The sequence below is a fragment of the Hymenobacter sp. BT188 genome, from assembly GCF_014333585.1.
GTDB lineage: Bacteria > Bacteroidota > Bacteroidia > Cytophagales > Hymenobacteraceae > Hymenobacter.
Window position 1 is genome coordinate 153,345 of the sequence record NZ_JACSCW010000002.1, and the last position, 21,000, is coordinate 174,344.

The 21,000-nt window shown below is 55.2% G+C and carries 13 protein-coding genes and 1 tRNA gene; 7 read left to right on the forward strand and 7 right to left on the reverse strand.

Annotated features, from left to right (window positions below):
* Positions 1-314: 314 nt before the first annotated feature.
* Positions 315-2,033 (forward strand): LamG domain-containing protein, encoded by a 1,719-nt coding sequence (locus tag H8B13_RS04765; RefSeq protein ID WP_187309706.1) that lies wholly within the window; start codon positions 315-317, stop codon positions 2,031-2,033.
* Between the two features lie 184 nt (positions 2,034-2,217).
* On the opposite strand, the gene H8B13_RS04770 is transcribed toward H8B13_RS04765, so the two are convergent.
* Positions 2,218-2,289 (reverse strand) — tRNA-Arg (locus H8B13_RS04770).
* Between the two features lie 127 nt (positions 2,290-2,416).
* Between H8B13_RS04770 and H8B13_RS04775 the strand changes: the two genes are divergently transcribed.
* Positions 2,417-3,598: a DUF2652 domain-containing protein gene (locus H8B13_RS04775; protein ID WP_187309707.1), complete on the forward strand. Its 1,182-nt coding sequence runs from the start codon at positions 2,417-2,419 to the stop codon at positions 3,596-3,598.
* Between the two features lie 82 nt (positions 3,599-3,680).
* Here H8B13_RS04775 and H8B13_RS04780 read toward each other — a convergent pair whose 3' ends face one another.
* Positions 3,681-4,907, reverse strand: a complete 1,227-nt coding sequence (locus H8B13_RS04780; RefSeq protein WP_187309708.1) for a Pycsar system effector family protein — start codon at positions 4,905-4,907, stop codon at positions 3,681-3,683.
* A gap of 325 nt (positions 4,908-5,232) precedes the next feature.
* Between H8B13_RS04780 and H8B13_RS04785 the strand changes: the two genes are divergently transcribed.
* Both H8B13_RS04785 and H8B13_RS04790 read left to right on the forward strand, forming a co-directional pair.
* Complete coding sequence (locus H8B13_RS04785; protein ID WP_261990244.1) at positions 5,233-9,108, forward strand: metallophosphoesterase; 3,876 nt, start codon at positions 5,233-5,235, stop codon at positions 9,106-9,108.
* A 166-nt stretch (positions 9,109-9,274) separates the two neighbouring features.
* Positions 9,275-10,378, forward strand: a complete 1,104-nt coding sequence (locus H8B13_RS04790) for a DUF6268 family outer membrane beta-barrel protein (RefSeq protein WP_187309709.1) — start codon at positions 9,275-9,277, stop codon at positions 10,376-10,378.
* Positions 10,379-10,440: 62 nt separating this feature from the next.
* Here the strand turns inward: H8B13_RS04790 and ppk1 are convergent, their stop codons facing one another.
* The 4 genes from ppk1 to H8B13_RS04810 all read right to left on the reverse strand — a co-directional run bounded on the left by ppk1 (position 10,441) and on the right by H8B13_RS04810 (position 15,305).
* Positions 10,441-12,579: a polyphosphate kinase 1 gene (ppk1, locus tag H8B13_RS04795; RefSeq protein ID WP_187309710.1), complete on the reverse strand. Its 2,139-nt coding sequence runs from the start codon at positions 12,577-12,579 to the stop codon at positions 10,441-10,443.
* Between the two features lie 122 nt (positions 12,580-12,701).
* Positions 12,702-13,196 (reverse strand): SixA phosphatase family protein, encoded by a 495-nt coding sequence (locus tag H8B13_RS04800; RefSeq protein ID WP_187309711.1) that lies wholly within the window; start codon positions 13,194-13,196, stop codon positions 12,702-12,704.
* A gap of 325 nt (positions 13,197-13,521) precedes the next feature.
* The gene (gene hflX / locus H8B13_RS04805; protein ID WP_187309712.1) at positions 13,522-14,847 is read right to left on the reverse strand and encodes a GTPase HflX; all 1,326 of its coding nucleotides are present in this window, start codon (positions 14,845-14,847) and stop codon (positions 13,522-13,524) included.
* A gap of 65 nt (positions 14,848-14,912) precedes the next feature.
* Complete coding sequence (locus tag H8B13_RS04810; protein WP_187309713.1) at positions 14,913-15,305, reverse strand: c-type cytochrome; 393 nt, start codon at positions 15,303-15,305, stop codon at positions 14,913-14,915.
* 109 nt (positions 15,306-15,414) lie between these two features.
* Between H8B13_RS04810 and H8B13_RS04815 the strand changes: the two genes are divergently transcribed.
* Positions 15,415-16,536 (forward strand): glycosyltransferase family 4 protein, encoded by a 1,122-nt coding sequence (locus tag H8B13_RS04815; RefSeq protein WP_187309714.1) that lies wholly within the window; start codon positions 15,415-15,417, stop codon positions 16,534-16,536.
* Between the two features lie 66 nt (positions 16,537-16,602).
* The gene (gene rfbC / locus H8B13_RS04820; protein WP_187309715.1) at positions 16,603-17,145 is read left to right on the forward strand and encodes a dTDP-4-dehydrorhamnose 3,5-epimerase; all 543 of its coding nucleotides are present in this window, start codon (positions 16,603-16,605) and stop codon (positions 17,143-17,145) included.
* 163 nt (positions 17,146-17,308) lie between these two features.
* Here the strand turns inward: rfbC and murF are convergent, their stop codons facing one another.
* Positions 17,309-18,604, reverse strand: coding sequence for a UDP-N-acetylmuramoyl-tripeptide--D-alanyl-D-alanine ligase (murF, locus tag H8B13_RS04825; protein ID WP_187309716.1), 1,296 nt, complete (start codon positions 18,602-18,604; stop codon positions 17,309-17,311).
* A gap of 56 nt (positions 18,605-18,660) precedes the next feature.
* Here murF and H8B13_RS04830 point away from each other — a divergent pair, with 56 nt between their 5' ends.
* On the forward strand, positions 18,661-20,958 hold the full coding sequence (locus tag H8B13_RS04830; protein ID WP_187309717.1) for a T9SS type A sorting domain-containing protein: 2,298 nt from the start codon (positions 18,661-18,663) through the stop codon (positions 20,956-20,958).
* Positions 20,959-21,000 lie beyond the last annotated feature (42 nt).

Consider the following 21,000-nt stretch of genomic DNA (forward strand, 5'->3'; position numbering starts at 1 on the left):
ATCGGCCCGCTGCAGCTATCTTAATAGTAACCGTTTTCCATAAAAAGGACCGGATTAGATAGTATTTTGTTATAAATAATATTGAAATATTATAAAAAATATGATAGCTTCATTCATAGCTTGAAAACTTGGTTTCTAGTGCATTAGTACTAGCCAGCAGTAGTGCCTCTTAACTATATATGAGGATCTTGGGAGGGTAAATGAATACGGATATTTGATTGTAAGTAGTTGAAATATAACAGACTAAATGGTCTGTTTGTCCGCGTATGTTCTAGGTCTATTGGCGCGCTTTCCAATATTTATCCACGGCTCCTATGTCTACTGCTATACTCTATATACGGCGAGCTATCAAATGGCTGGCTGGTCTCCCTCTCTTATTGGATCTGCGCTGTAGACCAGCACAGTTGGTTCTGGGAATTATAGTGTTGCTGCTGCCTGTTTATACATCCTCAGCTCAAAACCTTTCGGGCTCAGGCAACAAGCTCACCTTCAATGGCCTGAATACACATATCAACTGTGGGACCAGCAACCGCGGCATTACCCAACGCGTGACGGTGGAGGCTTGGATTCGCACCACTAGCAGCGGCAACCAATGGGTTGCCAGCAAACACCTGAATTCCTTAACAGAGAAGAAAGGCTTTCACCTGTACACAACTAATGGACAGCTTTACTTTAATGGGTACACCAGCGGGGGAATATCTGTATCATCAGGGGCCTCGACTACGCGGGTGAATGATGGTCGCTGGCATCATGTAGTCGGGGTCTGCAATCTGAACACTTGGCAGGTCTATGTCGACGGGGTGCTGGAAAACAATGCGACCTATCCGTTTCTGACGGCAGATTTGGCCACGAGTTCAGCCCTGGCTATTGGCGTATACATCGTTCAATCGGAAAACCTGTTTGTGGGTGATATTGATGAAGTCCGGGTGTGGCGCACGGCCCTGACCCAGGACCAGATTCGGGCGAATATGTGCCGCAAGATTTCGCCGGTGCCTGACGAGTTAGTGGCCTATTATTCCTTCGATCAAAGGGTAGGTGCGGTTGCTATTGACAAAGGCAGCGACCCAACTAACGGTAGACTGATCAACTTCAATAACGACGCTTGGCAACCCTCTGGGGCCGCCATTGGTGATGCCAGCACCTATGCCTACGGCCCCGATCTGCGTACCAGGCGCCTGGGACTGGCAGCAAGCAATGGCGACTCGGCTATTGTGACCAACATCACAACCCAAACGAATGGGGTGCAGCTTTACGCCGTAAATGAGAAACCAAGCGAAGGACCAACGGAAGGCACTAGCGCCGACGTGTACTTTGGCGTATTTAGCCGGGGCAATTCCGGCACCTATGACTTTCGGCTTCGACCGGCCAATGGCTTGAGCGGCTCAACTATCTATACTCGGCCTGCAAATGATGGGATGTGGTCAGCCACTACAGCCACGCCTACGCCTATTTCTCTGCTGCTTGTCCAGCAGCGTTACCGCGCTGAATATATGCAGGCCAACGTGCCGCTACCAGTAGAGCTGACTGCCTTCTCCGCTCGTCGTACCGGCCCGCTGACGGTGGCTCTGGCCTGGCAGACGGCCTCGGAGCAGAACAGCGCCGACTTCACCGTGGAGCAGGCCCCGGACGGCCACACCTTCAGCTCATTGGGCAGCGTAGCCGGACAGGGTACCAGTAGTCGACCCCACGCTTATACATTCACTGCCTATCCCGCGCCGCATGCAGCCTACTACCGGCTGGTACAGCGCGACGTGGATGGTACACTGGCTTACTCGCCTGTCGTATTTGTTGGGGCTGCCGATGACGCTCCCGCTGTGGCTTTGCAGCTCGTGCCTAATCCGGCCCATGACCAGGTGCGGCTGCCTGAGCTAGGCCCTACCGCGACGCTCCAACTGGTGGATGGGTTGGGTCGACTGGTGCGTACGGGTACGGGTGCGTTGCTTTCTCTGCGGGGAATAACGCCGGGTCTTTATATGCTGCAAGCTGCCAGGCCTGGTCATCCCCCGCGCACGGCCCGCCTGCTCGTAGAGTAAGACCATAAGCGGTATTTCCTCAATCACCCGTTGTCTTCACAAAACGAATAATGCTTTTAGGCTAAGTCATTGAAAAGAAGCGACGGCAAGGTCGTCTGGCAGATTCCTTACAAAGCCTTGATCTTCTGCATTGTGGTAATAAAAGCCAAAACCCGTTTTCTAATTTAGAAAACGGGTTTTTATGTGGCCCCGGCGAGAATCGAACTCACATCTAAAGTTTAGGAAACCCTTATTCTATCCGTTGAACTACGGGGCCAGATGCGTGTGGGGGCAAAGGTAGCCCCAAACCATCGGCTCAGCCAAACCCGGTGCTGGGGTGCCTGCGTATAGGCGGCAGGCGTGGCGAGTGTTGCGCCGTTCGTTTTAAGGTTTTTGGTTATAGTATGGGCTTACTGGAGGATTTGCACGCGTCGCGACGGGCAGCAGGCAGCGGGCGAAAATTGCCCCCCGGTGCCGACGACGATGGGATGCAGCCGGCCCTGCTGTTTATTCCGGATATCAGCGGCTTCACGCGCTTCATTGAAGCCTCGGAAAGCCCCCAGGCCCCTTTTTTGATTGCCGATCTGCTCGAAATCCTTATCGAGGCGAATACACTTGATATGGAAGTGTCGGAGATTCAGGGCGATGCTATTCTGTTTTATCGGTTGGGGCCGCCGCCGCCGGTGCAGGAGTTGGTAGCGCAGTGTCGCCGCATCTTCCTCGACTTTCAGAATTACCTGCGTCTGGTGGAGCGCGACAACGCCTCCGAACTAGGTGCTGCGCTGCGGGACAACGATCTGACCCTGAAGATAGTAGTGCACTATGGCCGGGTGAACGTGGCGCACATTCGGGAATTTACCAAGCTAATGGGCCGCGACGTTATTGTGGTGCATCGCCTGCTTAAGAACAATATCAGCGGCGGCGAGTACCTGCTGCTGTCGGAGGGATACCTGAAAACGCAGAGCCTTACTGACCTGAAGCGCAGTTTTTCCTGGACGCGCCTGCTGGGGGGCAAAACCACCTACGAATATCTCGGCGACATCAACTACCGCTACGCCCACCTCACGCCCCTGCGCCTGTTGCTCAACGGGCATCACTCGCCCGATGGAGCGCCCAGTGGCCGCGGCAATTCGCTCAAGGTGCGCCATGCTGTGCGTGTGCCCGCGGCTTACGCCCTGCGGCTGGTGCGCAATCTGCGCTTGCGCTACAGATGGCTGGAAGGCGGCACCGCGGTATACTACGACCTCAGCAAAGCCGACCGCCTAGGCACCAGCTACAAGGTGGATATCAACAAGGGGCAGATCGACTTTCAGACGGTGCAGAGCTTCCAGGGCGAGGAGCGCATCGAGTACGTAGAGAAAATCTCGCACTTCCGGCTTTTCCCTAACTCCTTGCTATTCTTCTTCATTGAAGCCGTGGACGAGCGTTCCTGCCTCATTACCCTCGATTTTCGCTACGGCTACGTAGCTAGCCCGCACCCTCTGATTCGCTTTGGCCAACTCCGCCGCGTACACCGCTTCTGGGGCCGCTCTCTTCGTAATCTGGTTGCTTTGGGCGAGCGAATGGCCAGGGTGTCAGTCAAATAGCTGTGTTCTTACATCTTACACCAACAAAAAAGCCCCCCAGACTCAATCTGGGGGGCTTTTTTGTTGGTGTAAGATGTCGGCTCTACGCTTTATATAACAGCACAATACCGAACGACAACGCCGTCAGAATCAGACCCACCATAAAGATGGTGTAGCTGATGCGGAGTAGCCGATACTTCCGGCTGAGCACCTCGCCCAGATAGTAAATATCGGTTATCATGTTGGTGTACATCAGGTCTTTGTCGCGCATGAGCTCGTACATACCGCCCTGAAACGCATCAAGGCTGAGCTTAGTGAAGTTGCCGAAGAACAGGATGTTGATGCGGCGGTTGGTGGCAATGGCCGGGCTTTTCTTCAGCCACTTAAAGGTCGTCACGTCGGGTTGGGCCGAGAGAATAGCCGACACCACCGAGCCCAGCGCCGTGGCTACCAGCAGGCCCATAGGCACCGTCAGGATAGGATTGCGGGTGAAAGCTGGCCCGATGGACGACGTTTTGGCCCCCAGATAAGTAATCAGGATAGACAGGATAACCGCGTTCAGGCTGATCATCATGTTGGCCTTGTTATCAGCCATCTGCGAAAGCGACACGTGGTTGTCATACGTCGTCCGAAACATGGTTTCCACGCCGCGCTTGCCCTCGGCGAAGTTGCCTTGTACCTCCTCTTTCTTCTTCTTTTCTTTTTTCTCGGTCTTCTTCAGCCGATCCTTCTGATCCTTAATGTTTTTCTTGTACTGCTCGCCGTAGCGCTCCTTCGCCGCCTGCGACCGGAACTTGGACGCTATCAGGAAATCAAGCTGAATTTCGGCCCACTCGGTGTTCGAGTAGCTGCGGCCCAATATGGTTTCCCACTCCGCGCGCATGAGCTCACCGGAAGCGGAAAAGTCTTCCCGGCCCAGGCTGCACAGGTCTGCATCCACCAATATTTGCTGCATCTCCGTTTCGCGCGGCTCGTCGCGGTGGGTGGCTCTAATTAGATCCTGCACTACCGCAATCCGGTCGGTGGGGTAGCCCTGTGCCTTTAGCCAGTCCCCGGCCCGCTCCATGCTGCGGTACTCGTGGCCATCATACGTATCTATATAGCCTGTATCATGAAACCAGGCGGCCAGCTCCAGCGCTTCCTGATCGCTTTCATCCAACTCAGAGGCTGCCCCAAGCGCCCGAACCTCCTTTACCGTGAGCGTGGTATGTTTGAGGGAATGATAAACGAGTTGCTTAGGCAACTTTTCCTCGAAAAGTGTCGTGATATAGGCCTTAGCCTGCCGCAGAATTTCTGCTTTCGCTTTTTTAATAACTGGGGTTGTCTCCATGAGGGAAGTTGAGATGCCGGGCTGACAGGATGTACCTATAGCTCCTAATTGGCTTAAAACGCGAATTGGTTCCTGAGGTTTTTTGCAATAGCTCAACCGCACGGCGTCTGCCTGCGTAGGGCATGCCATTGCAGCGTCTCATGATGAGCTAATTCTGTAGTCAGCCACTTGAATTTTAAGTTTACCCATTTTTAATTAAACTTTTAGTAGGTTTTTTTAACTTCGGTAAACCTCCGATTACAAGCTATTTTTGCTTTCAAAATCTTTACAATAGCTGTTTTACTTCCTTATGAGAAGGTTTACTCTGTCTTGTTATCTGCTGCTTATGAGTTCGTTTGGCTTGCCCACGGCCATGGCGCAGACTACTCAAGTTCCCCATCCCGAACGCCCCAACTACAATCATGGAGGGGAAAACTGGAAAACAAAAACGCCCCCCCATAGCAGTACCCTCCGCTACTCTGTATTTCTGATTGGTGACGTTGGCGCCCCGGAACTAAAAGAGCCAGGTGAGCCCTCGCTCAACTTTATGCGCCGCGAGATGCTCGCTGCCGGCTCGAAAAGCACGGCCATTTTCCTCGGCGATAACATTTATGAGTATGGTTTGCCTGAGGAAGGCGCCTACGACCGCAAAGTATCGGAGCACCGCATCACCACCCAGCTTGATGTTCTGCGCAATTACGAAGGCGAAAAATACATGATTCCGGGCAACCACGACTGGAAGCAGGGCCAAAAAGGCAGTCTGGAGCAGGTAAACCGGCAGCAGCGCTTCGTGGAAGACTACATGATGCGAGACTCGACGGCCTTTTCCTACACCGGCGACTTTTTCATTCCCCGCGATGGCTGCCCCGGCCCTTTCGAGGTTCGATTGCAGGACGATCTGGTAATGATTGCCATCAACTCGCAGTGGTTTTTACAGACTAAGGAGCGGCCTTACGGCTCTAACAGCGGCTGCGGCGTGGCCAACGAAACGGACTTTTACACCCAGCTCGAAGACATTATTCAGCGCCATAAAGACAAGAACGTGATGGTAATTGCTCACCATCCACTGTTCTCCGATGGTATCCATGGGGGCTTTTTTACCCTTGCCGACCATATTTTCCCGCTGTCCATTGTCTACAAATACGCATTTGTGCCCTTCCCCGTCATTGGCTCGGTTTATCCATTCGCCCGCAAGTACGGCGGCATAAGCCAGGACATTCCGCACCCACTATATCAGGCCTACAAGAAGGGCCTGATGGATATCTTTCAGAAGTATCCGAACGTGGTGTATGCCAATGGCCACGAGCATAACCTGCAGTATTTTAAGGTAGATGCTACGCACTTTATTACGAGTGGCTCGGGCTGCAAAACCCAGCACGTGCGCACCGGCCGTGATGCCGGCGCCATGTTCTCCGATAAAGAGAAAGGGTTTTCCCGGGTTAATTACTACGATAATGGCGAAGTCTGGACGGAGTTCTGGGTGCCCAATGGCAATGGCGAAAATGGCCGGTTAGTGTTTCGGACTCCTATGTACGCCAAGCAGTCACTGCAAGCGCTGGCGCAGGCCCAAACCGATTCGACCAACGCCTCCAACGCCCTCGGCCCTCGCCGTGACTTCCGCGACAGCACCGTAACCCTGGCCGTCAACCCGCGCTATGCCCAGCGCAGCCGGTTTTTTCGCACCTTCTTCGGCGACCACTACCGTGCCGAATGGGCCACGCCCGTTCGCTTTCCTGTACTCGACTTAGCTACTGAAAAGGGCGGCCTGACGCCCTACCAGATTGGCGGCGGCAAGCAAACGGCTTCATTGAAAGTGCGCAACGAGGAAGGCCGCAACTACACGTTGCGGGGCATAAACAAAGATCCTTCGGCGGTATTGCCAGAGTCGTTGCGCGACGGCGCGGCGAAGGACATTTTGCAGGACCAGATTTCGGCCCAGCATCCCTACGCCTCTTTCGTGCTGCCGCCCCTGGCCTCGGCGGCTGGTATTCTGCATACCAATCCGGAGATGCGCTATATCCCGCAGGACCCACTGCTTGGTCAGTACTACGAGCGCTTCTCGAACACGCCCGCGGCCCTGGAAGAAGACCCCAAGGACGACCAAAGCGACGTAGCCTCGTTGGGCAATGCGACCAACTTGGTGGGCAGCGACCGGGTGCTGGAGCGCCTGATTGAAGACAACGATAACAAGGTAAAAGAGAAAGCCTTCGCCCGCTCGCGCCTCTTCGATATGTGGATTGGCGACTGGGACCGGCACGAAGATCAGTGGCGCTGGGCCGAAAAGAAGGATGAAGAGGGCGACCGAACTTTCACTGCCGTGCCCGAGGACCGCGACGTGGCCTTCTTTAAAGGCGACGGCATTTTGCCTTATCTGATCAGTCGGGGATGGGGCATTCGTAACTTCCAGAACTTTGGCTACGACTACGCTGACTATAAGGGCCTTAACCTGACTGCTTTGGCAAATGACCGGGTGTTTTTGGCCTCAGTAACCAAGGAAGATTGGGTCAAGCATGCCGAAGAAATGAAAGCGGGACTCACTGATGAGGTGATTGAAAATGCTTTCCGTGAGAGGTGGCCGGAGCAAATCTATAAGCTGCACGGCCCTGAAATCATTGCCAAGCTAAAGAGCCGGCGGGAGCTGTTGCCGGAGCTGGCAGCCAACTACTACGAGGTAGTGTCCAGGATTACGGAGGTAAAAGGCAGCAGCAAGCGCGAAAAATTTGTGGTGGACCGTCTGCCCGACGACAAAACCCGCGTGACGGTGCAGAAGATAAATAAAGACGGTGAGTTCACTAAAGTCCTCTACGACCGCACTTTTGATAACAACGTCACGCAGGAAGTGCGCCTCTATGGCTTCGCTGGCAACGACATCTATCAGATTAACGGCGACGTGAGGGATGGCCTCAAGCTGCGCATTATCGCCGGTACCGACCGCGACTCGATTGTAGACAAATCGAACGTGCGCGGCATTGAGCACCAAACGCACATTTACGATGCCGACTCCGGTAACGTCATCATTAAGGGCCCCGACACCCGTCTGCGCCTGGAGCCCGGTATCGATGTGAGTCGCTACGATAACCCGAACCGTGCCGACCGCAAAGATTACCGTCTCGATTATCTGGGGCCGGCGCTGTACTTCGGGTATAACGTGGACGACCGGCTGTTCTTTGGTGGTGGTATCACTTACCGCAACTATGCTTTCCGCAAGGAGCCTTTCGCTTCGGATCAGTCGTTGGTGGCCAACTATTCGCCTTCCCAGAAAGCGTATAATGTGCGTTATAAGGGCCAGTTTACGGATATGTTTGGTAAGTACGACCTGAATGTTACCAGCCAGCTCTATGGTCCGCAGTTGCTTTATAACTACTTCGGTGAGGGCAACGACACGGACAATATTCTGGAAGATCAGGAAGGCCGCGTCCGCAACCGCGACATCAACGAAACCTACCGCATTCGTTTCTCGCGCTTCTACTTCTCGCCAGTGCTGGAAAAGGACGTGTTTAGCTTCCTCAAAATCGGATTTGGCCCCCAGTACGACCAGTTTCACGTAGAGCGCGACCCTATTGGCAGCGAGATTGCGGCGGGCCTCGACGAGAATAACAACGGCGTAAGCGGGGCTGCTGTGGGCATCCGCTCCTCCGATTTTGGTGTGAATCGCTACGCTGGGGGGCGTTTTTACCTGAACATCGACGCTGCCAGCTCACCGAAGAACCCACGCATTGGTCTGCGCTGGTACAACTCGGCCGAGTATAACTTCCAGATGAACGGGGAGAATCTCAACTTCGGGCGCTTGGCCTCGGAGTTTCGGTTTTACATCACCCCCAACTTTCCTTTTCAACTCACCTGGGCGGGCCGCATTGGCGGGGCGCGCAACCTCGGCGACTATCGGTTTTACCAAGCCAATACGCTGGGGGGCACCACCAACCTGCGCGGCTACCGCCGTACGCGCTACGCGGGCCGCAGCTCGGTATTTGCCAACGCCGAAGTGCGCCTCCAGCTCTTTACCTTCAATGCCTACCTCTTCCCGGCTAAGGTTGGCGTAATGGGCCTCGCCGACGCCGCCCGGGTGTTTAGCTCTTACGATGTGCGCACCGGCCTTAAAGCCTTCCACACCGGCGTAGGCGGTGGCGTGTGGGCCGATATTCTCAAGCAAGCCGTTATCAACGTTACCTACTCAGTAGGGGAGGAGAACTTGGTTTTTGTGGGTTTCGACTTCCTGTTCTAAATTAATAGCAGCCTGAGAAGTGGTCAAGTGGCAGAGGTTTCAATAACCCTTCACTTGACCATTTTCTTGCTTAATGGCTTACCCTGTTGGCCATTTTTTGTAAAAAGACGTTTAGCCCAGAAACAAGCAATCATAGGTTTTTGGAGAAAGATTTTCTCGCTTCAATATGACATCAATTTCCACCTTTTTGCGCCGTGGGGGGCAAATTTTGGGTCTATTAGCCTTTTTCTTGCCTGCTTTTGACACGCAGGCGCAAGTAAGGCCTCCCCGCACGCGCGTGTACCCGCGCCCCGCGCCGCCCACCGACTCGCTCACGGATGCGCTGGTAGGGAAGGAAAAGGAATTTGCTAACCCTTCCGTGTTGGGTCAGGGCCCCAGCAAAGGCCTGATTTTTCACTATGAGCGCACCGCCGCTTTCGATATCACTTCTGATTCAAAGAGCAATGACTTTACGGATCGGAGGGGCACGGTGAGCAACAATGACCGCTTTATCGTGAAAGGCTACGTTCCCGTCTGGAATCGGCCGCACCTCAAAATGGTGGTGGGCGTAAATTATGAGCGGGAAGAATTTGAGTTTAAAGACCGCCCCACCGGCTATACGCTCTATGACGAACTGGAGGAAAAGGGTCTCAAAACGCTGGGCACCCAGCTAGTGGTGCTGCGGCCCATTGATGAGCGAAACTTCGTGCTGGGTCGGGTAAAAGGCGAGCTAAACGGCGATTATACCTCCTCGGCGCTGCGGCTCAAAGATTACCTGCGCATGTCATACGAGCTGGTGTACGGCTGGAAAAAGTCGCCTACATTTTCGTGGGGCATTGGCGCGCAGCTGGGCTACACATTTGGTCGGCGCAGTATCTATCCGGCTATCTTGTACAACCGCACTTGGAGCGACCATTGGGGCGTAGAGGCCCTGTTCCCGGCGCGCGTGCTGGTGCGGCACAATGCTTCGGCTAAGTCGCTGCTATTTGCCGGCTACGAGGTGAACGGACTAAGCTATATTCTTAAGTTCCGCGAAACCCTGCCCATCGACCCGACCCTGACCACCGTGGAGCTGCGCGAGACGGAGCTGAAGTTCCGTGGCCGCTGGGAGCACGAAATCTATGACTTTCTGTGGTTTGGGGCCGAAGGCGGCTACCGCTACAACAATTCTTTCGACGTATTCGACCGCCGCAACGGCCGCACGAAGGTCATCGACAATAAACTGGCTGGCACTCCTTATTTCAGCCTAGAGCTATTCATTGTGCCCCCACGCCGCTTTTTGAAGCAGTAGCGCATCTACAATAAAAAAGCCCCCCAGCTATGTAGCTGGAGGGCTTTTTTTGTTCCTAACAGTTAAGCGGCTGGCTTCTTCCGGGGGGCTTTTTTGCCTGCCGGTTTAGCGTCGGCTTTCTCAGTCGGGCGGGCTTTGCTTAGCTTTTTCAGGTATTCGTAGGTGGCTAGCTGGGCACGTACTTGGGGGGCTTTTTTGTCGTCCTGGCCGATAAAGTTGTTGTGAAAATCTCTGGACTTCACATTGTCCTGGCGTTGCAGATCAAGCAGGTGGCGCACCTCGGCGCGGATCTTAGGGTCGAGAATGGGGAAGCCGACCTCCACCCGGCGGTCCAGGTTGCGGGCCATCCAGTCGGACGACGCTACAAACACTTTTTCGTCGCCATCGTTGCCAAATACATATACGCGAGCATGCTCCAGGTAGCGGTCCACGATGCCGCGCTGCTCGATATTCTCGCTCTGACCCGGCACCTGCGGAATAAGGCATGAAATGCCGCGCACCAGTAGCTCCACGCGTACGCCGGCCGCGCTGGCCTCGTAGAGCTTATGAATCATGCGGTCGTCCTGCAACGCATTTACTTTCAGGATAATATAAGCGTCTTTGCCGGCTTTGGCCAATTCTATCTCCCGGTCTACCAGCTCATTCAGCCGGTCGCGCAGCTCAAAGGGAGCCACCAGCAGATACTCGAAGCCGTCTTTGGCCTGCCGATCCAGGAAGTAGTCGAACACGCGGCTCACCTCACTGGTCAGCCGCTCATCGGCCGTGAACAGGCCGTGGTCGGCGTAAATCTGGCTGGTTACCTCGTTGAAATTGCCCGTGCTCAGGTAGGCGTATTGCTTGGCTTTCTCATCCTCCGTGCGCGTCACCAGGGCCAGCTTGCTATGCACTTTCAGGTCAGGAATGCCGAAAATAACGTTAGCTCCGGCCTGTTGTAGTTTCTCGGCCCAATACATATTCGACTCTTCATCGAAGCGGGCCTTTAGCTCCACTACTACAGTTACCTGCTTTCCCTGCTTGGCGGCTTTTACCAACGCTTTGGCCACCTCGCTTTTTGCCGACACCCGATATAAAGTCACGCCAATACTGGTAACGGCCGGATCGAGGGCCGCCTCAGTCAGGAAGCGCGTGACGTACTCGAAAGACTGGTAGGGGAGGTGAAGCAGATGGTCGCGCTCGGCAATGGCGGTCAGCATACTGCCCGTGCCGCGCGGGAGCGTAGGATGAGGCAGCGGCGGCTGGGCAGGGTAAGTAAGATCGGGGCGGCCAACGTCGGGGAAGCCAAAGAAGTCGCGGAAGTTATGGTAGCGGCTGCCCGCCACCAGTTCGCCTTTGCCGATACCGGTTTTGTGCATGATGGCCCGCAGCACTTCCTGCGGCATGGCCGGGTCATAGAGCAGGCGGGCCGGGTAGCCCGTTTCGCGTTTCTGCAGGCTGCTCTTAATCTTGGCCATCAGGTTGCCGGATACTTCCTCCTGAATATCCAGTTCCGCATCTCGCGAAATCTTGATAGCGTGTACCTGTACGCGCTTGTACTGCGGAAACAGCTCCGTCGCGCAGCACCGAATCACGTCGTCTAGAAACAGGACATAGCGGTCTTCACCCTCGGCTGGTAGCTGCACAAAACGCCCCCCATGCCGTTTGGTGGGAAGTTCCATAACCAGGATTCGCTCGTCGGGCTGATGCTTTTTCTCCTTCACCGGCTCGGTGAGCAGGAAAGTGAGATACACGCTTTGGTCCTTGAGAAACAGATGATGCAGGTTGTCGTCGAGGCTGACGGGCGAGAGCAAATCGCGCACGTTTTCGCGGAAATACTCACCCACCCACTCCAGCTGCGTCTCGCTCAGATCGTGGTCGGAGAGCAGATGAATGTGCTGGCGATGCAGCTCCGGCAGAATACTGCCCCGAAAAGTATCGCCAAAAGCTTCCTGCTGCTTGTTCACCTCGGCCAGCAGATTTTTGAGTTGCTCCGCTGGATCTTCGCCCAGCTTGGCGCGGGTTTTTTTCTTAAGTTTCACCAAGCGGCGCAGCGTGGCCACGCGCACCTTGAAGTATTCGTCCAGATTCGACGAAAAGATGGCCATAAACTTCAACCGCTCCAGCAAGGGCACTTCCGGACTCTGCGCTTCCTGCAGCACACGGGCATTGAACGCCAGCCAGCTCAACTCCCGGTTCAGCAAAGTGGGGTGGGTCTTGGGGGGCATTTCCATGTATTTTAAGGGTATTAAGTTAATGATCATGGCAAAACGATACGCCCGTCGACTGCCTTATACGGCAAGCCGCCTGAACATGAGGCTTTGGGGTAGTATTTACTGACGAGGTAAGGCTATTCTTTATGCCGTGGATGATCGTAGAAGTAGTACTCAGCATTTGTGCGATCAACGTGGGCCCAATGGTCGGTAGCGAAGCGCAGGCACACAATAGCGGCCGTCGTCATTTCAGGTATTTGGCTGGGGGAGAGCAAGTTGGCAAAATCAGTAATAGTATTGTTGTGGCCTACCAGCAATACCGAAGTAGCCTCATTGGGCAGCTCGTGTACTACCCGCATCAGGTCGTTTACATCGGCTTGATATATTTTCTCCACCACCTGAATCTGGTCGTGCGGATATTTCAGTACGCTGGCCACCAGCGCCGCCGTACTGAGCGCACGCACCGCCGGCGAGCTCACCAGCAAGTCGAGCTGAATGTCGCGTTTCGCCAGCGCCTCGCCCATGGCCGGAGCATCTGTACGACCTCGGCCATTCAGGGGCCGCTCCCGGTCGCTCAGGTCGTCAAAGTTCCAGCTCGACTTTGCATGGCGCATCAGATACAAGGTTTTCATAAACAAGAGGGTGGAATGAGGTTTCTATACTACAAACGTTACGCGAGTTTCAGCTAAATGCCAATCTGGCTCCACGAATTTAAACGATTCGAGCTTTTAGGCTAAAGCAGGTAATAGTAAAGCAGTTGTCGAGACGCATACTCGCGTCTAATCGTTGAATTGAAGGCAAGTGCAGCTAACAACTAGTACCGCGCCAACTTAACAACGACCGCAACGATTAGATTTGAATACGCGTCTCTATAAGCGGCAGAGCGCTGAATTTGCGTCTACAAAAAAGCCCTCCGGAACTGTTCTGGGGGGCTTTTTTGTAATTATTGAATGCAAGTTACTCCTCTTCCACTACGGGTTGCTGATTGGGGTAGCGCTGATAGTGCAGCTTGGCTACATGCCGGGCCAGCAGGCTCCGCAACTCATCGATGTTGGTGCGCTCCTGAGCCGAAATAAAGATAACCGGGTCATGCATTTTGGCCATGTACGTGGCCTTCAACTGTTCCAACGACGGGCGTTCAGGAGCATCTTCGTCAGCATTCATCCCTTCAAATTGCTGCTCGGACGCGTTGCTCGTATCGGTGCTGTATTGGTCGATCTTGTTGAAGACTAGCAGCATCGGCTTGTCGGCGGCGTTGATGTCCTTGAGCGTATCATTCACCACCGCAATCTGCTCCTCGAACGACGGATGCGAAATATCGACCACGTGCACCAGCAAGTCGGCCTCCCGAATCTCATCCAACGTCGATTTAAAGCTTTCAATTAGGCGCGTAGGTAGCTTGCGGATAAATCCTACCGTGTCGGAAAGCAGAAATGGCATATTCTCCAGCACCACCTTCCGCACCGTTGAGTCGACGGTGGCGAAAAGCTTGTTTTCGGCAAACACATCGGACCGCGACAGCATATTCATGATGGTGCTTTTGCCCACGTTGGTGTAGCCCACCAGCGCCACGCGTACCACGCCCGTACGCGACTTGCGCTGGGTGTTGCTTTGCTTGTCGAAAGTCTCCAGCTTTTCCTTCAGAAAGTCGATCCGGTCGCGCACTACGCGCCGGTCCGTTTCAATTTCAGTTTCACCCGGTCCACGCTGCGACACGCCACCACCACGCTGCTTGTCCAAGTGAGTCCAAAGACCGGTCAGACGTGGTAATAGGTACTGATACTGAGCCAATTCAACCTGCGTGCGTGCCGTAGCCGATTTCGCCCGCCGGGCAAAAATGTCGATGATCAGCAGCGAGCGGTCCACGATTTTAACCTTCAGCTCTGCCTCCAAGTTGCGCAACTGTGATGGCGACAGCTCATCATCGAAGATGACCATGCTCGCCTTGGTATGATTAACATAAGCCTTGATTTCAGCCAGCTTGCCCTCGCCCACAAAGGTGCGGGTATCAGGCTTTTCGAGGCGCTGTACGAAGCGCTTGGTAACCTGCGCCCCCGCCGTTTCGGCCAGAAAAGCGAGTTCATCAAGGTACTCCTGCGTAGTCGTGTCGGGTTGGCGTTTGTCGGGTACAGCTACCAGAACGGCCGTCTCGGCCACTACGGCTGTATTATAAGTGCCCGTTGCGGGGTCGCGGGTGGGCTGGTTGCTATCGGCACTATCGGTCGTGTTGTGCCGGTTGCTGGTAGTAGGATTCCAGCTATGTGAGTTTGTCTTTTTTGCCATGTCAGTAAGTATGATTTTTTAGCCGCTTCCCAGGCCGCCAAGGTGGGGCGTAGAGTGGGTGGCGGCTAGCGCAAGGTTAAGGAATACGCGGCTACCTGCTCAATTTCCTGTTCTGTGAGCTGGTCTTTGAACGCCGGCATTTTGCCCATGCCCTTGGTAACTATGTACACGCGCCCGTTGATGTTTAGGTTGCTTTTGGTAAGGTTGCGGGCGCCATTATTTCCCAGCTGCCCATCGGGGCCGTGGCAAACCACGCAACGCTCCGTGAAAATCGCTTGCCCTGCGGCCAGTGCATCCGTTTCCAAGGCGCCCAAAATAGCGGCCGGCGCGGCCGGATCAGGGTCGGGCAGAGGCGTGGGGGCCGACTGCACCGGATCAGCGGATTGGCAGGCCGCTACACTCAAAAAAAATCCCCCCAGCGCCAATTGACGCATTAAATAAGCAGCAGATACTTTCATTTCTTGACCTATAACACACAAACGCGGCGCAAAGTACCATCTGTAATGTGCTTGCGCGCAATCTTTTCGGGTAAGGCCTTCTACCTTTGCGCCAAATTTTGCTTGCCTGATGCGCGTTGCTATCGTTATTAATACCTCCTGGAATATCTGGAATTTTCGCCGCAGTCTGGTGAAAGCGCTGCAGGCCGCCGGCCACGAAGTGCTGGCTGTAGCGCCCCCCGATGAATATTCAGCCCGCCTTGAAACAGAATTAGGCTGCCGATTTGTGCCCATCCGCATGGAAAACAAGGGCACCAATCCGGTGAAAGATGCCCAACTGACACGGCGATTCTACAAACTCTACCGTCGCGAGCGGCCCGATATAGTGCTGCACTACACTATCAAGCCCAACATTTACGGTACGCTGGCCGCCAAAATGGCTGGTATTCCGAGCGTGAATAATGTGTCGGGGCTGGGTACCGTATTTATCATCCGCAATATGGTGAGCCGAGTGGCGCTGGGCCTGTATCGGTTTGCGTTTCGGTTTCCGCAGCGAGTATTTTTCCAGAACAACGATGACCGTCAGCTTTTTCTTCAGCACGGCCTAGTGCAGTCTCATATAACGGACCTGCTGCCCGGCTCCGGCGTGGATATTCAGCGCTTCCAGCCGGCCGCCGAGTTTAGCCGGCAGCAGCCATTTACTTTCCTGATGGTAGCCCGTGTGCTGTACGAGAAAGGTGTGGAAGAGTATTTTGAGGCGGCCCGTCTGGTCCGCACCGCAGTGCCTGGCACCCGCGTGCAGCTGCTCGGCGGCGTAGATGAGTCGGGAAATATTGGGGTGAAGCGCACAGTACTTGACGAATGGCTCCGTGCCGGCCACATTGAGTATCTGGGCACTTCCGATAATGTGGCCGAACACTTGGCGCAGGCCGATGCAGTAGTGCTGCCCTCGTACCGCGAAGGCACGCCCAAAACCTTGTTGGAAGCTGCGGCCATGGCTAAGCCCATCGTTACTACCGACGTGCCCGGCTGCCGCGAAACCGTAGAAAACGGCGTCAATGGCCTGCTCTGCCAAGTGCGTGACGCCCCCGATCTGGCTGCCAAGATGCTTCAGATTCTGCGCCTCAGCGACGTTGAATTAGCGACTATGGGCCGCGCCAGCCGCCAGTTGGCTGAGCAGAAGTTTGATGAACAGCTGGTGTTAAATAAATACCTGCGCGTGGTGGCCGAAGTAGATAAACAACGCAGGTAAGCTGCGCGGTGTGGTTAACTTGTCGCCGAATAGTCTTTAAGTTTAGAATTGGATTAACTAGAACAAATGGAAATTAAGGAGCACTCTATCAGCGGGGTTTTTGAATTTACGCCGCGCGTATTTACCGATGCCCGGGGGGCTTTTTTTGAGTCGTTCAGCGCTCGGCAGCTAGCTACGGTTGGCATTACCGATGAGTGGGTGCAGGATAACCAGTCGTCCTCGGCGCGTGGGGTATTGCGGGGCCTGCATTTTCAGAAGCCACCTTATGCCCAAGCCAAACTAGTGCGCGTAGCCGCCGGCCGCGCCCTCGATATTATCGTGGATATCCGACCCGAGTCGACTACTTATGGTCAGCATGTGAGCGTAGAACTGGACGACCAGCGCTGCAATGTGCTCTATGTGCCGATTGGCTTTGCTCATGGCTTTGTGGCGCTCGAAGACAACACGCTGTTTCTGTATAAATGCTCTAACTACTACCACCCCGGCTCCGAGGGTGGAATGCACTGGAACGACCCGACGCTGAATATTAATTGGCAGGTAACCGACCCCAATGTGTCGGATAAAGACCAAGTGCTGCCGTTCTTCGCTGACTTCAAGAGCCCATTTTAGAAGTAAGAATCCCAAATCGGCTAGTTGATTATTAGCCGGTCATGCCGAGGCGGCGCCGAAGCATCGCGCGTGCTGACGTTGGGTTACGAATCCAGCTAAACACGCAAGATGCTTCGGCTTCGCCTCGGCATGACCGCCTTTTTGTTATTCAGCCTGATCAGACTTACAGTAGCTCCACCAGCGTTTCCAGCCCCATTCCTCTGGAGCCCTTTACCAGAATCTGGGAGCCGACCGGGGGGCTTTTTTGCAGCCACGCGGCGGCTTCCGCTTTAGTGGTGAAATAGTAAGCTGCGCCATATGTTGCGGCGGCGACGTTCATTTCCGGGCCGATCAGCACCACCGTATCGAACGGCAAATCGGCTAGCAGGTGGCCTAGCTCCGCATGTTCGCGCTTGCTTTCGTCGCCCAACTCAAACATATCACCCAGAATAGCCATTTTTTGCCCCCCACTAGGCCGGGCGGCAAAGCTGCTAATAGCAGCCGCCATCGACGACGGATTGGCATTGTAAGCGTCCAGAATGATCTCGTTGTGAGCGGTGCGCACCAACTGTGAGCGGTTATTAGTGGGCGCATAGCTAGCCAGCGCTTCGGCTATGTCGGCGGCAGGTACGCCAAAGAAGCCCCCCACCGCTGCGGCCGCCGCCAAATTGGGGAAGTTATAGCCGCCAGTGATCTGCGCCTCCACCGTAGTTCCATCAAACAGCCGAATAACCACCTGTGGATCGGTGCTTACCAACTCGGCCGGATAGGTGTCGGTGGGGCCGGGGTAGGTAACCATGTGGCTGATATTGGCCGCTAGCCCCGGCAGCTTGGGGTCAGCGGTATTTATAAAGGCCGTGCCGCCCGTCGAAGCCAGAAACGCAAACAGCTCGCCTTTGCCTTTGGCCACGCCTTCCTCGCCCCCAAACCCTTCCAGATGCGCTTTGCCAATGTTGGTAATCATGCCGTGGGTAGGCTCGGCTAACTCGCTCAACATTGCAATTTCACCTTGGTGGTTGGCTCCCATTTCCACGATAGCCAGCTCATGCTCTGGCCGAATGCTGAGCAAAGTAAGCGGGACTCCGATGTGATTGTTGAGGTTGCCCCGTGTGTACTGCACCCGATAGCGCTTGCTTAATACGCTGTTAATAAGCTCTTTGGTAGTAGTTTTGCCATTGGAGCCCGTGATAGCCAGCACCGGAATACTTAGCTGTCGCCGGTGGTGCTGGGCCAGCTGCTGAAGCGCCTCCAGTGGGTCAGCGGCATACGTGTAGCGGTCAGGATCGGTGGCAACTAAGTCGGCATCATCAACCACAGCGTAGCGGGCGCCTTTGGCCAGGGCCTGGGGGGCAAAATCGCGGCCTCGGAAAGTTGGTCCGTTCAGGGCAAAAAACAGGGTGCCCTCCTGCGCCTGCCGCGAGTCGGTGCTGACGGCCGCGCACTGCTGAAACCGGGTGTAAAGGGCCGCTATATTTTTCATGGGCGTTGTTAGAACTTGGGGACTAAATCTGGGTTCTTAATCGTTACTTGTCCAGTATGCTGCTACCTGTTCGCTCCCGCTGGTTTCTTGCGCTATTCTTATTGCTCCCGGCGTTGCGAGCGTCGGCTCAATCGGGGGTGCCGTTTGGGTTTGAGCAGCGGGCGGTGGCAAAAGTAACGCACGGCTCCCAGACGCTGGCTAACCCATGGGTTGGGGGGCTAAATTCGCCCCAGTTCTCCGCTATCGACCTGAATAACGACGGCCAATCGGACCTGTACATCTTCGATCGGCAAGCCAGCCGCTCGCTTACTTACCTCAACGTAGCAGCTCCTGGTGGTGGACGCGCCTGGCAATACGCTCCCGAGTACGAAGCATTATTCCCCGCAGATTTGCTCAATTGGGTACTTCTGCGCGACTACGATTGCGACAACCGCCCCGACATTTTCACCTTTGCCAACGGCGGCGACATCCGCGTATTCCGCAACGTAGCTGGCGCGTCAGGTAGGCCCTCATTTGAACTGGTCAGCAATCAGCTTGCCTTTTTTAATAACGCCACCAACAACGGCAACATCGTGACGGGGGGCTCCAATCTGCCTGCTATTCAGGATATAAACGGCGACGGGCGGCTGGATATTCTCAGCTTCGACTTTGGCAGCAGCACCCGCGTAGAACTGTATCTGAACACGGCCGCCGGCACCTGTGGCAATTTGCAATTCCGGCAGGAGGCCAGCCGTTGGGGTAACTTTTCGGTGTGTCTGCCGGGGTGCAGTACGTTTGCGTTCGGCAACGAAGCCTGCGCGGGGGGCAAGCCTACCCACACCACAGGCTCCAACCTGCTGACGCTGGACCTCGATGGCGACGGCGACCAGGATATTCTGACTTCTCGCGATGCCTGTCCCGAGCTGGTCAGCCTGACCAACCAGGGCACGGCCGCAGTGGCTAACATGACCAGTGCCAGCCTCAACACCAATTTCCCTTCGACAGCCGCTCCTGTGCGGGTAATCAACTTTCCCGCTGCTTTTTACCTGGATGTGACCTTCGATGGCCGTCCTGATTTAATTGCCGCTCCGGCCCTTTTTGATAACCACGACCAGGTGAGCACAACGCAATCGGTGCGGCTGTATGAGAACAGCAGCGCCAGCGCTGTGCCCAGCTTTACGCTACGCCAGCCCGATTTTTTGCAGGCAGACATGGTGGACGTGAGCGAAGCCGCAACTCCCGCTTTCGGCGACCTTAGCGGCGACGGCCTGACGGATATGCTGGTAGCTGGCACCGAACGGCGCGCCGCGGGCTATGCTGCTTATATGCACTACTACCGCAACATTGGCACCGCTACGGAGCCCAATTTTCAGCGTGTCAGCGACGATTATCTGGCGCTGGGGGGCAAAAAGTATACGGGTATCAAGCCCGTACTAGTCGACCTAAACCGCGATGGCGCCTTGGATATGGCCTTTTCGGCTACTAGCGGAAATACCAGCCAAGTGTTCTATGTGCTCAATCAGGCGGCGGTCGGGCAGCCCGCCGCTTTCGATATAAATCAAGCCACAGCCATAGCCAATCTGCCCAACCGCGCCCATGATGCGCCCTGCTTCACCGACGTAGACGGCGACAGCAACCTTGACTTGCTGATCGGTACCAACGTCAACACTTCTACTTCAGGCTCGGCGCGCTATGGTATTCAGTATTATCGTCACAACGGTAGCGCGGCGCTGGCTCAGGCCTACACACTGAGCACGGCTACTTTTGGCCAAATTCAGAGTACGGCTGGCAACCTGCACCCAACCGTCGCGGACTTCGACGGCGACGGAAAGCCTGATCTACTGACTGCCGATGCCAGCGGTGAGCTGCGCTTTTACGCCGATTTCCGAGCTCAACTTCTCCCGCCCACCACTCCATTTGTTGGCCGGGCTGATATCCTGTACAATGGGCTGCTCAATGCGTATCGGCCAGCTCAGCTGGGGGTTCAGCGGAGCGCGGAAGGCAAAAACCGTGTGGCACCCGTCGCTGCTGATCTGAACGGCGACGGTGCTCCTGAGCTTCTGGTAGGAATGGAGGCTGGCGGCATAACTGCTTTTGCCGCTCGCGGCCGCGTGCTCAGCACTAATCCGGCTGCCGAAGCGGCGCTGGAGCTTCGTCTGTTTCCCAATCCGGCTGCCGGCACTACTAGCCTCGAAGCTGCCCAACCCGTTCGCCTAACAGTATTTGACCTCACGGGTCGCCGCATCCGTACCGTTGCCGAGCCCGCTCGCCGCCATACCTTCGACCTTACCAATCTAGCTGCTGGGGTGTACTTGGTGCGCGCCGAAAGTATGAACGGCGAAATGGCTGCCGTCCGGCGGCTTTTAGTTCGTTGATAAAAAAGCCCCCCAGCGTTGCCTAATTGGCTGCTGGGGGGC

Coding starts and splice junctions, on each gene's coding strand:
- H8B13_RS04765 (WP_187309706.1), top strand. CDS start 315: ATGTCTACTGCTATACTCTATATACGGCGAGCTATCAAATGGCTGGCT.
- H8B13_RS04775 (WP_187309707.1), top strand. CDS start 2,417: ATGGGCTTACTGGAGGATTTGCACGCGTCGCGACGGGCAGCAGGCAGC.
- H8B13_RS04780 (WP_187309708.1), bottom strand. CDS start 4,907: ATGGAGACAACCCCAGTTATTAAAAAAGCGAAAGCAGAAATTCTGCGG.
- H8B13_RS04785 (WP_261990244.1), top strand. CDS start 5,233: ATGAGTTCGTTTGGCTTGCCCACGGCCATGGCGCAGACTACTCAAGTT.
- H8B13_RS04790 (WP_187309709.1), top strand. CDS start 9,275: ATGACATCAATTTCCACCTTTTTGCGCCGTGGGGGGCAAATTTTGGGT.
- ppk1 (WP_187309710.1), bottom strand. CDS start 12,579: ATGCCCCCCAAGACCCACCCCACTTTGCTGAACCGGGAGTTGAGCTGG.
- H8B13_RS04800 (WP_187309711.1), bottom strand. CDS start 13,196: ATGAAAACCTTGTATCTGATGCGCCATGCAAAGTCGAGCTGGAACTTT.
- hflX (WP_187309712.1), bottom strand. CDS start 14,847: ATGGCAAAAAAGACAAACTCACATAGCTGGAATCCTACTACCAGCAAC.
- H8B13_RS04810 (WP_187309713.1), bottom strand. CDS start 15,305: ATGAAAGTATCTGCTGCTTATTTAATGCGTCAATTGGCGCTGGGGGGA.
- H8B13_RS04815 (WP_187309714.1), top strand. CDS start 15,415: ATGCGCGTTGCTATCGTTATTAATACCTCCTGGAATATCTGGAATTTT.
- rfbC (WP_187309715.1), top strand. CDS start 16,603: ATGGAAATTAAGGAGCACTCTATCAGCGGGGTTTTTGAATTTACGCCG.
- murF (WP_187309716.1), bottom strand. CDS start 18,604: ATGAAAAATATAGCGGCCCTTTACACCCGGTTTCAGCAGTGCGCGGCC.
- H8B13_RS04830 (WP_187309717.1), top strand. CDS start 18,661: ATGCTGCTACCTGTTCGCTCCCGCTGGTTTCTTGCGCTATTCTTATTG.